At 68.8% G+C, this 13,632-nt stretch carries 11 protein-coding genes; 8 read left to right on the top strand and 3 right to left on the bottom strand.

All coding sequences use genetic code 11. From position 1 onward, the window contains the following. The first annotated feature begins 94 nt into the window (after nt 1-94). The 3 genes from VHR41_12170 (at nt 95) to VHR41_12180 (ending at nt 4,469) form a co-directional block, all read left to right on the top strand. The gene (locus VHR41_12170) at nt 95-2,542 is read left to right on the top strand and encodes an ABC transporter permease (GenBank protein HEX3234948.1); all 2,448 of its coding nucleotides are present in this window, start codon (nt 95-97) and stop codon (nt 2,540-2,542) included. A gap of 211 nt (nt 2,543-2,753) precedes the next feature. Next, complete coding sequence (locus tag VHR41_12175; protein HEX3234949.1) at nt 2,754-4,088, top strand: ammonium transporter; 1,335 nt, start codon at nt 2,754-2,756, stop codon at nt 4,086-4,088. Between the two features lie 18 nt (nt 4,089-4,106). Beyond that, the gene (locus VHR41_12180; protein ID HEX3234950.1) at nt 4,107-4,469 is read left to right on the top strand and encodes a P-II family nitrogen regulator; all 363 of its coding nucleotides are present in this window, start codon (nt 4,107-4,109) and stop codon (nt 4,467-4,469) included. A 12-nt stretch (nt 4,470-4,481) separates the two neighbouring features. On the opposite strand, the gene VHR41_12185 is transcribed toward VHR41_12180, so the two are convergent. Next, nucleotides 4,482-5,777: a hypothetical protein gene (locus VHR41_12185; protein HEX3234951.1), complete on the bottom strand. Its 1,296-nt coding sequence runs from the start codon at nt 5,775-5,777 to the stop codon at nt 4,482-4,484. Nucleotides 5,778-5,824: 47 nt separating this feature from the next. After that, nucleotides 5,825-6,991: an alpha/beta hydrolase gene (locus tag VHR41_12190; protein ID HEX3234952.1), complete on the bottom strand. Its 1,167-nt coding sequence runs from the start codon at nt 6,989-6,991 to the stop codon at nt 5,825-5,827. Between the two features lie 83 nt (nt 6,992-7,074). On the opposite strand from VHR41_12190, the gene VHR41_12195 reads away from it, so the two are divergent. The 3 genes from VHR41_12195 to dctA are packed head-to-tail and all read left to right on the top strand — an operon-like array spanning nt 7,075 to nt 10,086. Then, complete coding sequence (locus tag VHR41_12195) at nt 7,075-7,830, top strand: class I SAM-dependent methyltransferase (GenBank protein ID HEX3234953.1); 756 nt, start codon at nt 7,075-7,077, stop codon at nt 7,828-7,830. Then, the gene (locus VHR41_12200; GenBank protein HEX3234954.1) at nt 7,827-8,774 is read left to right on the top strand and encodes a ring-cleaving dioxygenase; all 948 of its coding nucleotides are present in this window, start codon (nt 7,827-7,829) and stop codon (nt 8,772-8,774) included. Before VHR41_12195 ends, VHR41_12200 begins: the two co-directional genes overlap by 4 nt. A gap of 13 nt (nt 8,775-8,787) precedes the next feature. Continuing rightward, nucleotides 8,788-10,086, top strand: coding sequence for a C4-dicarboxylate transporter DctA (gene dctA, locus VHR41_12205; GenBank protein ID HEX3234955.1), 1,299 nt, complete (start codon nt 8,788-8,790; stop codon nt 10,084-10,086). On the opposite strand, the gene VHR41_12210 is transcribed toward dctA, so the two are convergent. Continuing rightward, the gene (locus tag VHR41_12210; GenBank protein ID HEX3234956.1) at nt 10,022-11,509 is read right to left on the bottom strand and encodes an aldehyde dehydrogenase family protein; all 1,488 of its coding nucleotides are present in this window, start codon (nt 11,507-11,509) and stop codon (nt 10,022-10,024) included. The genes dctA and VHR41_12210 overlap by 65 nt on opposite strands. A gap of 42 nt (nt 11,510-11,551) precedes the next feature. Here VHR41_12210 and VHR41_12215 point away from each other — a divergent pair, with 42 nt between their 5' ends. Together VHR41_12215 and VHR41_12220 are read left to right on the top strand one after the other, a co-directional pair. Next, a complete protein-coding gene (locus VHR41_12215) occupies nt 11,552-11,782 on the top strand; it encodes a hypothetical protein (protein ID HEX3234957.1) in 231 nt (76 codons plus the stop codon). Nucleotides 11,783-12,327: 545 nt separating this feature from the next. Then, nucleotides 12,328-13,632: a DEAD/DEAH box helicase gene (locus tag VHR41_12220; GenBank protein HEX3234958.1), complete on the top strand. Its 1,305-nt coding sequence runs from the start codon at nt 12,328-12,330 to the stop codon at nt 13,630-13,632.

Below are 13,632 nucleotides of genomic sequence, written 5' to 3' on the forward strand. Positions count from 1 at the left end.
GCGGAGAGGGATGGTGGTGCCGCAACCTTTTCCGGCGTCCGCACGTCCAATCGACGGCTGAGTTGCTTCCACGCCTCCTCTGCTCGAGTGCCCCATGGAAACCTTGCTCCAGGACCTCCGGTACAGCCTCCGGCGTCTGATCAAGTCGCCTGGCTTCACCCTCGTGGTCATCCTGACGCTCGCCCTCGGCATCGGCGCCAACACCGCCATCTTCAGCGCGGTGAACGCGGTGCTCCTCAGACCGCTGCCCTACCACGAGCCGGAGCAGCTGGTAACCATCCAGCATTTCTATCCCTCGCTCAACGACCTCAAGGCGCCGGTGTCGGTGCCCGGCTTCCGGGACTACCAGCAGCGGGGACGATCCTTCGCCTCGATGGCGGTGCAGACCAACTGGGCCGTCAACCTGACCGGCGTCGGCGAGCCGGTGCGGCTGCAGGGCGCGCGAGTGACCGGGCGGCTCTTCGCCACCCTCGAGGTCCCGGCGCTGCTGGGCCGCACCATCCAGCCGGGAGAGGACAGCGCCGGACGCGACCGGGTCGTGGTGCTCAGCTACGAACTCTGGCAGCGGCTCTTCGGAGGCGAGCGGAGCGTGGTCGGGCGGAGCCTCTCGCTCAACGGTGAGAACTACCAGGTGATCGGTGTCATGCCCCCTGGATTCCGGGATTTCTTCAATCGGAACGGGGAGATCTGGGCCCCGCTGGTCTTCACTCCGGATCAGTACGCGGACAACGCGCGGACCCAGGAGTATCTCAATCTGACCGGGCGTCTCAAGACCGGCGTTCCCCTTGCCCAGGCCGCATCCGAGATGAAGAGTCTCGCGGAGCGGCTCAAGCGACAGTACCCGGACGTCTATGCCCCCGACTGGAGTCTCACGGTCACGCCGCTCAGTCAGCTGGCCACCGGCGACATCCGGCCGGCCCTGCTGGTCCTGCTCGGCGCGGTCGGGTTCGTGCTGCTCATCGCCTGCGCCAACGTGGCCAACCTGCTGTTGGCGCGCGCGGCGGCGCGGAGCAAGGAGATCGCGGTGCGCACCGCACTCGGCGCCACCCGCGACCGGCTGATTCGCCAGCTGCTGACCGAGAGTGTCCTCCTGGCGCTGGGCGGTGGGGCCGTGGGCCTGGGGCTCGCCTTCTGGGGACTGCGTGCGGTGGTGGCGGTCAACGCGGCCAACCTTCCCCGGGCCGACGAGATCGGCATCGACCTCAAGGTCGCGGGTTTCACCCTCATCGTCTCCCTGGTGACGGGCCTCCTCTTCGGACTCGCGCCGGCGCTGCAGCTCTCGGTCGCGGACCTGCACGGCTCGCTCAAGGAAGGCGGCCGGGGGTCTGCCGGCGACCGCAAGGGCCAGGCTGTCCGCCGGTCACTCGTGGTGGCCGAAGTAGCGCTCGCGCTCACTCTGCTCACCGGCGCGGGGCTCCTGGTGAAGAGCTTCGCCCGGCTGCAGGGCGTCGATCCAGGATTCGCGCCCGACCACCTCCTCACCTTCAACCTTTCGCTCCCCGCCGCGAAATACCCCGCCGACACGCAGCAGATCGCGTTCTTCGATCAGGCGCTGCCCGCCATCGGGCGGATTCCAGGCGTACGCGCCGTGGGTGCGACCTCGGTCATGCCCTTCAGCGGCTCCTGGACGACCGGCAGCTTCCAGGTCGAGGGCTACCAGCCACCCAGGAACCAGCCGGGCCCCTGGGGTGACATCCGGATCGTGAGTCCCGGTTTCTTTCAGACGCTGCGGATCCCACTCATCCGGGGTCGGCTGCTCTCCGACGAGGACCGCGCGGGCTCCCGGCCCGTGGCGGTGATAGACGAGGAGTTCGTCCGGCGCTATTGGCCCCGGGAGGATCCGCTGGGTAAGCGGTTCACCTTCGGGCCGCCCGCCGGCGCGACGGACACTTCCGCGCGGGAGTGGATCGAGGTGGTGGGGGTGGTGGGGCACACCAAGCACGAGGGGCTCGACGCCGAGGCACGGCTGCAGCTCTATCTCCCATACCGGCAGGCGGGGCGGCAAGCCCTCTGGGCCGCTGTGCGGACCGCGGGTGACCCGGAGCGCTACACCAACCTGGTGCGCGCGGCGGTTCGGTCGGTCGACCCGGACCAGCCCATTGCGCTGGTGCGGACCATGGACGACCTGATCGCGTTGTCGGTGGGCCAGCGGCGGCTCTCGATGCTGCTGCTGAGCCTCTTCTCCGGCATCGCCCTGGTGCTGGCATCAGTCGGCATCTACGGAGTGATGAGCTACTCGGTGAGCCAACGCTCCCGCGAGCTGGGCGTCCGGATCGCCCTTGGCGCCGCCCGGCGCGACGTGCTGAGGCTGGTGCTCAGGCAGGGGATGACGCTCGCGGTGCTGGGGATCGGGATCGGAGTTGGGGCGGCTTTCCTGCTGGCCCGGCTGATCCGGAGCCAGCTCTATCAGGTCGGGACGGGCGATCCGCTGACCTTCATCGGCGTGGCGCTCCTGCTGGGCCTCACCGCGCTGGCCGCAAACCTGATTCCGGCGCTGCGGGCCACGCGGGTGGACCCGGCGGTGGTGCTCCGGGAGGAATGAATGCTGATTGTGCATCAGAAACAGCCTGATTTGCGACAGTATTGTGACTTTAGGTAGCAAAATCGCTCGAATCAGCAGGGGTGCTAACGTAATCGTGCATAAAATGCACGATTTGCGTGACAACGCCTTGCGCCTGCCGGTCCGGGGGAGTACAATGCCGTAGGCTCCGCCATCCGGGGCGGGCCGCCACCCCGAACGCACAGGATGCAAGGTGACTCGGATCCCTCTGCTGCTCGCCCTCCAGGATGCCACGCCCGCCGTGGTCCCGGCCGATACCGCCTGGATGCTGGTGTCCACCGCGCTGGTGCTGCTCATGACCCCCGCCCTCGCCTTCTTCTATGGCGGGCTGGTCCGCTCCAAGAACTCGCTCAACACCATGATGATGAGCTTCGCGGCGCTGGGCGTCGTGGGAGTCACCTGGGCGCTGTTGGCCTATACCCTCGCCTTCGCCGACGGCAACGCGCTGATCGGCGGCTGGGGAAACGCGCTCCTGAGCGGCGTCGGGACCGAGGCCAAGGGCACCATTCCGCACGTCCTCTTCATGGCGTTCCAGGGCACCTTCGCCATCATCACGGCGGCGCTCATCTCCGGCGCGGTGGTCGAGCGCATGCGATTCGGGCCCTATCTGGTGTTCATCGCGCTCTGGACGCTGCTGGTCTACGCTCCGGTGGCGCACTGGGTGTGGGGCGGCGGCTGGCTCATGACCCGCGGCGTGCTCGACTTCGCCGGCGGCACGGTCGTGCACATCAACGCCGGCGTCTCCGCGCTGGTGGCGGCGCTCGTTCTGGGAGTCCGGAAGGACTACGCCCGCCAGGCCATCCTCCCCCACAACGTGCCCTTCACCCTGCTGGGCGCAGGGCTGCTCTGGTTTGGCTGGTTCGGCTTCAACGGCGGCAGCGCACTCGCGGCCAACGAGCTGGCCGCGCTGGCGTTCACCAACACCTTTCTGGCCCCGATGGCCACGCTGGTGGTCTGGGTGCTGCTGGACTATTTCCGCACCGGACACGCCACTGCGGTAGGCGGCGCCACCGGGATCGTCATCGGCCTCGTGGCCATCACGCCCGCCGCCGGATTTGTGAGCCCGGCCAGCGCCCTCCTGCTGGGCGCCCTGGCTGCGTTCCCCAGCTACTTCACCATCGTGCTGCGCTCCCGCACCCGGCTGGACGACTCGCTCGACGTGTTCGCCGGACACGGCATCGGCGGCATGACCGGCGCGCTGCTCACCGGTGTGTTCGCCCAGAAGGCCTGGAACGCCGCCGGCGCAGACGGGCTCATCGCCGGCAACGCCGCCCAGCTGGGCATCCAGGCGCTCGGTGTGGTCAGCTCGATCGCCTATTCCGCCATCATGACGTTCGGCATCCTCAAGCTCCTGGCACTTGTCACTGCGCTCCGCACCGAGCCGCGCACCGAAGGCGTAGGTATGGACGTGAGCCAGCACGGCGAAGAAGCGTACAGCAGCGGCGAGGGGTCGATCCTGGTCATTCCCGATGCGGGCGCGGCACCGGCGCCGGCCCGCGCCCTCACCCCGCAGACCGTGGCGCGTTGACGCCGAAAGGACCGTGGCATGAAGCTCATCGTGGCGATCATCAGGCCCGACCGCCTGAATGAGGTGCTCGAGGCGCTCTATCGGGCGGAGGTGAGGGGACTTACTGTTTCGCGGGTGATGGGGCACGGCGGCGAGACCGACCGGGTCGAGACCTATCGCGGCACTACCGTGAAGATGGAGTTGCAGGAGAAGGTGCGGCTCGAGATCGGTGTCTCCGAGCCGTTCGTCGGGGTCACCGTGCGGGCGATTCTTAGCGCCGCCCACACCGGCGAAGTGGGCGATGGCAAGGTCTTCGTCCTCGACGTGGAGCAGGTGCACCGGATCCGCACCGGCGAGCGGGACGAGGGCGCCGTCACGCCGGCCTTGGCGCCGCTTCTCTGAGGTCCGGACGGCTTACTTGAGATCCCCCGGCAGCCGCGGCGAGGCGAGCAGGGCCCCGAAGGCCCGCCACCGCGCCGCGGTCGAGTCGTGGCCCTCCCGCTCCACCCAGGCCGCCACCAGGTCTTTTCCCAGGTTGTAATTGATCACGTAGCTCCGATAGGTCTCGATGAATCGCAGCGTCTTGGCCGCCTGCTCGGGGCTCTGGAGCCAATAGCGCCCCATCGCCGCTGTGGCACCCGCCGAGTCCAGCTCGCCGTTGAGATAGCGGCGGGCCACCTCGTTCCTCGCGTAGTTGAGCCGCTCCATCACTACCCGCACCGCCGCGTTCCGCTCCGCCAGCGCCGGATTGAGCCCCGCCAGCGGAAACAGCGAATTCCGCTCGAAGTTGGTCCGCTCCGCCGCGGGGAAGGCCATGTCGATCCCGAAGTTGGCGCTCCCCTCGGCGATGAGCGACTGAGGGCTGAACAGCGGATACACCGACAGCTCGACCCATCCCCGTCCCCGCTCCAATGCCCGCTCGAGCATCGCGTTGTAGACGTGGTGCCCGGGATATCCCTCGTGACAGGCCAGATCGATGGCACGGTCCACCGCGATCGGAAAGTCCTGGTTCACCTGGATGATGCTGTGGTACCCACCCTTGTACCAGTTGTAGGCGTTCCAGGGCGTGCCCTTGACGTACTCCAGGTCGAAGCGCTCGCCCTCAGGCAGCGTGAGATGCGCCATGGTGCGCGCCCGGCACGCGGCAATGGCGGTCTTGAACACGGTGTCGACCCGTGCCGCGGGAATCAGCGTACTGTCACGGAACAGCGCGTAGCGCCGCGCCAGCGGGGCTCGGCCCGGGAGCAACAAATCCAACCGGGCGAGCAGCGAATCGAAGTGGGCATCGGAGAGATGTGGCGGCCTGGCGTCGTACAGCGCCACGGCTTCCCGGTCGAACTTCAACCGCTTGCCTTCGAGCATCCCCGCCCGGGCCGAAAGCGCGCCGAGCTGGGTGCGGAGATACCGGTGCCGCATCTGGACCAGCGAGTCAGTATAGGCCGGCACGCTGTCGCCCAGGATGGCGATGAGCGAATCCGCCGCCGTGCGGAGCTGCCCGACGGTCAGTGACTCGCGTTCCGCCAGGGTCTTGAGCGAGTCCGGGCCGTAGTACGCATCGACGTAGTTGGGATCGTGCCGGCCGAGGCCGAGGACCAGGGTGACGTAGCGGCGGGCGACCCTGTCGAGCACGACGGGGTCGGCGGCCTTGGGTCCGCGTAGGCACCCGGTCAGAATGGAGAGGAAGAGGATTGGGCCCAGGAACCACCGCATCGAACGACTCCGGTGAAGGTGCTCAATAGTAGCGACCACGGAATGCTTCAGGGATGGAGTGCCCAGGCGAGAAACCGTTCGGTCTGAAACAGCGCGAGCTGGGCGCTCAAGCCGTTGGAGATCGCGTCGAACCCGTGCTCCGCCCAGGGAATCTCCAGCAGGACCGATGTGGTGCCGGTCCTCTTGAGCCGCGCCTGCAGCATCGTCCCGAAGCGGGCCTCCACGATGTTGTCACGCCCCGCGTAGACCAGCAGCGTGGGTGGCAGCGGCCGAGTCACGTAGGTGATCGGCGACGCCTCGCGATACCGCAGCGGCTCTTCCGCCGGGGTCCCGCCGAGGTAGGCTTCCTCGATCGTGCGGACATGCAACGGATCGGGGCGGGGCGGGTGCCGGTACCCTTCGGTGAGATCGACCGGACCGTAGTAGATCACCACTGCCTGGACCGGCGGTGCCCCGGGTTCGTACGCGGCCAGCATCGCGAGCTGACCGCCCGATGACCGGCCCAATAGCGCCAGCCGGGCCGGATCGGCGTCGTAGCGTTGGCCGCTGTCCCGGACCCAGGTGAGCGCCGCCCGCACGTCCTCGATCTGCGCGGGCCACTGCCAGCGGGGCGCGTGACGGTAGTCGACGGCGAAGACGACGTAGCCGTGACCCGCGAGATACCCGGCGAATGCCGCGTTGGCCGACGGCGAGCCGGTCTGCCAGGCACCTCCGTAGATCTGTACCACCCCAGGGTGCCGGCCTGCCTTCGCCGGGCGATACACATCGAGCGTGAGCCGCGCGCCATCGTGTATGGCGAACGGAACGCCCCGAGTGACGCGTGCGTCCGCCCGATCGACCCCCCGCACGAGCTCCGACACGACCAGCGGCGTCCGCCGCATCTCGCTCCGGACGCCGGCCGGTACGTGGGCCAGGTAGTGCTCCCCGAGCGCGGAGCGCATCGCGGCGTCGAACCCTGCGGCCACGCCGGCAAACTGGAGCAGCGGACGGGACGCGAGCGCCAGCGCGAGCAGCGCCAACCCCAGTGCGACGCGTGCCGCCTTCGAGCGGCCCACGTCCATCAGCGCGAGCCCAGCCGCGAGGGTCGCGAGACTCGCCAGCCAAACGCTGACCTCGGGTGCTCCCACTGCCAGGAGCAGCAGCGGGTACGTCGGCGGCGGCAGCACGATCCACGACGCGAGGAACAGCGCGATTGCCGCCAGCCCGAGCTTCACGGCACCTCCTGCGGCAATGGGACGAGCCCGGCCTATATTGTGATCCGAGCCCGGTGCGTGGTGCAACACGGAGGGATGTAACGATGGTCGGCTCGTTCCCCGATCACTTCTCGCGGGTGGCTGGCGGCTACGCGAGCTACCGTCCACGCTACCCGGAGGCGTTGTTCAGCTTCCTGGCCCGGCTGCCCGCGCGCCGCGAGCTGGCCTGGGATTGCGCCGCCGGCAGCGGCCAGGCCACCGTCGGACTCGTTCCCCACTTTGACCGGGTCATTGCCACCGACGCGAGCGCAGCCTTGCTGGCGAGCGCGCCGGCTCATCCCAGAATCGCCTACCGGGTGGCGCCGGCCGAGGCGAGCGGGCTCGAGACCGGCTCGGCTGACCTGATCACGGTGGCCCAGGCGGCGCATTGGTTCGACCTCGCCGCCTTCTACCGGGAAGCCCGTCGGGTGCTCGCGCCGGGAGGCGTATTGGCCCTCTGGACCTATGGAGTGTACCATCTGGACGACCCCGGGGTCGACCGGATACTCCAGTATTTCTACCACGACGTCGTGGGTCCCTACTGGCCCCCGGAGCGCCGCCTGGTGGAGGACGGCTACCGAAGCCTTGCGTTCCCATTCGAAGAGATCACTCCGCCGGAGATCGCCATGACGGCCGACTGGAGCTTGCCCGAGCTACTCGGCTACCTGGGGACCTGGTCCGCCACGACGCGATGCCGTGAGGCGACCGGACGAGATCCCGTCCAGGCGCTCGTGCCCGAGCTCGAGGCGCTCTGGGGACCGGCCGATCTGGTGCGCCGGGTAACCTGGCCCCTCGGTCTCCGGGTGGGCAGCCGCCCATGACCGCATCCATCCTCGGACTGCACCACGTCACCGCCACCGTGGCCGACGCCCAGGACGACCTGGATTTTTCTCTCGGCGCTCTTGGCCTTCGTCTGCTCAAGAAGACGATCAACTTCGACAACCCGAGCGTCTACCACTTCTACTACGGCAGCGAGACCGGCGCGCCGGGCACCATCTGGACGACGTTCCCGTACAAGGGCTGGGGCGTGCCGGTCGGGGCCAAAGGGGCGGGGCAGATCACCGCCACCGGGTTCTCGGTTCCGGCCGGCTCGCTCGGCTTCTGGACCGAGCGGCTCCGCCGGTCCAGCCTGGAGGTGGAGCCGCTCCCGCCTCGCTTCGGCGAGGATCGGATCGGGGTGCGGGATGCCTCGGGGCTCGCCTTCGAGCTGGTGGCCGGTGAGCGCGATCTCCGGCCGCCCTGGAGCCGCGGGGGCGTGGATCCGGCCGCCGCCGTGCGCGGGCTCGCCAGCGTGAGCCTGCTGGTCCGCTCGCCGGATGCGACACTCGAGCTTCTGACCGGGCTCCTCGGGTGGCATGTGGTGGGGGAGGATGAAGAACGCATCCGCGTGGCCGTGGCCGGTGGAGCTCCGGGACAGGTGCTCGACGTGATCGCCGCCGCGGATGCGGCTCCGGGGGTGAACGGTCTCGGAACGGTGCACCACGTGGCGATGGCGGTGTCCGACGGCGCGGAGCAGCGGCGCCTCCGGCAGGAGCTCATCGAGCTGGGATACCGGGTCACCGAGGTGCTCGACCGGAACTACTTCCAGTCGATCTATTTCCGGGAGCCCGGCGGCGTGCTCTTCGAGCTGGCCACGGTCCAGCCGGGGTTCACCGTCGACGAGCCACTCGACCAGCTCGGCAACGCCTTGAAGCTCCCCGCCTGGGAAGAGCCGAATCGGGAGCGGATCGAGGCCGCGCTTCCCCGCATCAGCACTCCTCCGTGATCCGCGCGAGCCGATGGGCCTGATCGCCCGGCTGGGACGCAATCTCACCTTCCGCGTCCTCCTGGCCATCGCCCTGGGCGTGCTGCTCGGCGTGCTCGCGCCCCGCACCGCCACGGCGATGAAGCCGCTGGGCGACACCTTCGTGAACCTGGTGCGGATGGTCATCGCGCCGATCATCTTCCTCAGCATCGTGCTCGGCGTAGCCCACACTACCGACCTCAAGCAGGTGGGACGGGTCGGGCTCAAAGCGTTCGTGTACTTCGAGCTGGTGAGCACCGCCGCGCTCGCCATCGGCCTGATGGTGATGAACGTCGTGCGGCCGGGCGAAGGCATCGACGCATCGCGGATCGCGCGGGGCGACGCGACCGCCTTCACGGCGCCGGGCCAACAGCTCCACTTCGTCGATTTCCTCACCCACGTGGTGCCGTCCAGCGTGGTCGGCGCGTTCGCCCAGGGGGAGATCCTCCAGGTGGTGTTCTTCTCCATCCTGTTCGGCGTCGCCCTCGCGTCGCTCGGCCGGGCGGGCCGGCCAGTCACCCGGATGCTCGACAGCCTGGCCCAGGTGTTCTTCCGGATCGTCGGCATCGTCATGGTCGTGGCGCCGGTCGGCGCCTTCGGGGCCATGGCGTACACCGTCGGCAACTTCGGGGTCCAATCGCTGCTCACGCTGGGCCGGCTGATGGCCTGCGTCTACGCCACCATGGCCCTGTTCATCTTCGGCGTCCTGAACCTGATCGCCCGTGCGTATGGCTTCAGTCTCTGGCGGCTCCTGCGGTACATCAAAGACGAGATCCTGATCGTGCTGGGAACCTCCTCGAGCGAGGCGGTGCTGCCGCGCATGATCGACAAGATGGAGCGCTACGGCTGCGCCCGGCGGGTGGTGGCGCTGGTGATCCCGGCGGGCTACTCCTTCAACCTCGACGGCACCTCGATCTATCTCTCGATGGCCACGCTGTTCATCGCCCAGGCGTACGGGGTCCCGCTCACCCTGGCGCAGCAGCTCGGCGTCCTCGGAATCCTGATGGTCACGTCGAAGGGTGCGGCCGGGGTGACGGGCTCCGGCTTCATCGTGCTCGCGAGCACGCTGGCGGCGCTCCGGGTGGTCCCGGTCGAGGGGGTGGCGCTGGTGCTGGGGGTGGATCGCTTCATGAGCGAGGCCCGCTCCATCACCAACCTCATCGGCAACGCGGTCGCGACGGTGGTGATCGCCAAGAGCGAAGGCGCGTTTCACGCCGTCGGCGCGGAGCTCAGCCGTGGGGTTCGGGGATCGGCCGCGCTCGGTATGGGTACCAGTAGTACTTCCGCTCCATGACGTAGTCGATGTGCACGTGCTTGGGCTCGCGGAAGGCATCGAGGCCCTCCTCGCCCAACTCCCGGCCGACCCCGCTCCAGCGCATCCCGCCGAAGGGGCCGGCATCGTTGTCCGTCAGCGGATCGTTGACCCAGAAGGTGCCCGCCTTGATGTTTTCCATCGCCCGCATGGCGGTCTCCAGACTGGCGGTGAAGATGCTGGCGCCGAGCCCGTACCGGGAGTCGTTGGCCAGCGCGATCGCCTCGTCGGCATCCCGGGCCACGGTGACGGAGAGGACCGGCCCGAAGATCTCCTCGGTGGTCGGCAGGGAGCCCTGGCGCACACCGGTGAGCACGGTCGGCTCCAGGTAGTGGCCCCGGAGTCCGCCCGGCTGGATCCGCCGCCCGCCCAGTGCCACGGTGGCGCCCTGCCGGACCGATTCGGCGAGCTGTCGCTCCACCCGCGCCAGCGCCTCCTCGGAGATGAGCGGACCCACGTCGGTGGCCGGGTCCATCGGATCGCCCACCACCACGCTCTTCACGAAGTCGATCAGTCTCCGGGTGAACTCCTCCGCGATCGAGGCCTCCACGTAGATCCGCTTCGACGAGGTGCAGACCTGCCCCGCGTTGAGCAGCCGGGCCCAGGCGGTGCCCGGTACCGCGGCATCCAGGTCCGCGTCGGCAAAGACGATCAGCGGATCCACGCTGCCGAGCTCGAGATTGATCTTCTTGAGCGCGGCGCCAGCCCGGGCGGCGATCTGCCGGCCCGCATCCACCGAGCCGGTGAATGCGATCAGGTCCACCCCCGGATGCTCCACCAGCTGCTCGCCGGTTTCGGGGCCGCCGGTGATCACGTTGACCACGCCTGGCGGCAGGCCGTCGTAGGAGCGCGCCATCAGCAGGTTGGACAGCGGGTTCTGATGGGGCGGCTTGCAGACCAGCGTGTTCCCCGCCATCAAGGCGGGCGCCACCTTCCAGGCCATGAGCAGCAGCGGGAAGTTGAACGGGACGATTGCCGCCACGACGCCGTAGGGCTCCTTCACGGTGAAGTTGATCTGGTGCGGGAGCACCGGCGGCATCGAGTTCCCCCAGCTCCGCCGGCCTACCTCCGCGTAGTAGTCGAAGCACGCCGCCACCCAGTCGATGCAGTCGATCGCCTCGATCAGCGGCTTGCCGGTCTCCCGGGCCATGAGCGTCGAGAGCGCCCGCTCGCCGGCCCTGAGCTTGGCGGCGATCTCGTGGAGATGCCGGGCCTTCTCGATGCCCGGGAGCTTCCACCAACCGTGCTGGGCGCGGGAGGCGGCCCGAACCGCCGCGTCGACATCCTCAGCCGCGGCGTCGGTTACGCTGTCGATGCATTCGAGGGTCGCGGGATTCCGGATGTCGCGGGTCCGCGATCCCCGGCTCGGCACCCAGGCGCCGTCGATCAGGATAGGCTGTGGCATGGGTCGAGAACTTAGAGGCCCGCGAGGACGGTCGCAACGCGCATGGCCGATCAGGAGCCTCGAGTCCGCGCGGTACGCTCGATCCATGAGGCCGTGCGAGGAGCACACATCGGCGGTGTCGCGGCCGACCTCGGGACCGCCGCCGGCTGCGACGGGCTCATCAACGAAGTGCTCACCGTGGACATCCTGGTCAACAACGTGGGGATCTTCGAGCCCAAACCTTCGAGGAGATCGCCGACCACGATTGGCTGCGATTCTTCGAGGTCAACGTGATGAGCGGGGTGAGGGAGGGTGGGCAAGGTGGGCAAGGTGGGGCAACGTGAGGCAGGGTGAAAAACACGCCCCCTCACGACCCCCACCTTGCCCACCTTGCCCCACCTTGCCCCACCCTCCCTCACCCTCCCCCATACCCCGGGGGCGGAGTCATCGTACTGTCTTTCGTGCTGTCCGACGAGGCCGGTTGACTGTTCGGCGCGCTGTAGCTGCCGCATCCCAGCGCTCCCAGCAGCGCAGCCAGTGCGGCGCTTGCGGCAATCAGGTGAATACGCATGTGACCTCCTGCGTCGTGCGTCGTCGGGGAAGTCCCGCAGTGACCCCGGTGGACTGCTGATCCGGTCAGCCTACCAGGTTCCGCGCCAAGGGGTCGGTGAGCCCAGTCACGTCTGTTGTAACAGATGAATGAAGGGGAGTCAAAGGTGGGGCAGGGTGGGGCAGGGTGGGGCAGGGTGGGGCAAGGTAGCTCCCAGTTGCTTATGTTTCCCCCACCTTGCCCCACATTGCCTCACCCTGCCCCACCTTGCCCCCTTCCCCGAGGTCCCGTGCCGTTCGCTGAACTCAAGCTGCATCCAAATCTCCTCAAAGGCATCCGGGAGCTCGGCTTCGCCCGCCCGACACCGATCCAGGCCGATGCCATCCCGCCGGCCCTGGCCGGGCGGGACGTGCTGGCCTGCGCCATGACCGGGAGCGGCAAGACCGCAGCCTTCCTGCTGCCGATCCTGCACCGGCTGATCGACCAGACTCGCCGCACGACGCGTGCCCTAGTACTCACGCCCACCCGTGAGCTCGCCGCCCAGATCCTGGAGGATCTCAACGATCTCGCGGTGCACACGCCGGTCACCGCCGCGGCCGTGTTCGGCGGGGTCGGCATGGGTCCCCAGGAGCACGCCTTCCGCAGCGGGGTCGACGTGCTCATCGCCACGCCGGGTCGCCTGCTCGACCATTTCAAGGCGCCGTACGCCAAGCTCCCCGGCATCGAGTACCTGGTGCTCGACGAGGCCGACCGGATGCTCGACATGGGCTTCCTGCCGGACATCCGCCGAGTGCTGCGCCACCTGCCCTCGCGCCGCCAGACCTTCTTCTTCAGCGCGACGATGCCGCCGCCGATCCTGGCGCTCACCCGGGAGATGCTACGCGACCCCGCCATGATCCAGCTGGAACGGAAGGCGGCGCCGGCCGTGGGGATCACCCAGGCCGTGTACCCCGTCCACCAGGAGCTCAAGTCCGCCCTCCTCCTGACCCTGCTCAACCGGGGGGAGATGCAGGACGTCCTGGTCTTCACCCGCACCAAGCACCGAACCAACCGGCTGGCGGAGTACTTGGTGCGTCACGGCATCAAGGCGGAGCGAATCCACGGGAACCGATCGCAGACCCAGCGGACCGAGGCGCTCGCCGGGTTCAAGAGCGGGAAGCACCGGGTGCTGGTGGCCACCGACATCGCGGCGCGCGGCATCGACGTGGTGGAGCTGGGCCACGTGGTGAACTTCGACGTGCCCACGGTGCCGGAAGACTACATCCACCGGGTGGGTCGCACCGCCCGGGCGGAGGCCATCGGGGACGCCTTCACCTTCGTCTCGCCGGAGGAGGAGGGAGACCTGAGAAACATCGAGCGCGCCGTGGGCAAACGACTCCCGCGAGTGACCGTTCCCGACTTCGATTACAGCGCCAAGCCGGAGGGAAGATTCGAGGTCCCCCTGGCCGAGCGGATCGCGGGGATCAGGGCCAAGAAGGCGGAGGACCGCGCCCGCGCCAAGGCCAAGGCCGAGCGGCGCGAGGGTCAGCGGCTGGCGGAGCGCAGCCGGCGCGGCCCGCCGCGGGGACCCGCGGGACGCGGCCGGGGGCACTGA

This window comes from Gemmatimonadales bacterium (genome assembly GCA_036265815.1).
Classification (GTDB): domain Bacteria; phylum Gemmatimonadota; class Gemmatimonadetes; order Gemmatimonadales; family GWC2-71-9; genus CAVVWJ01.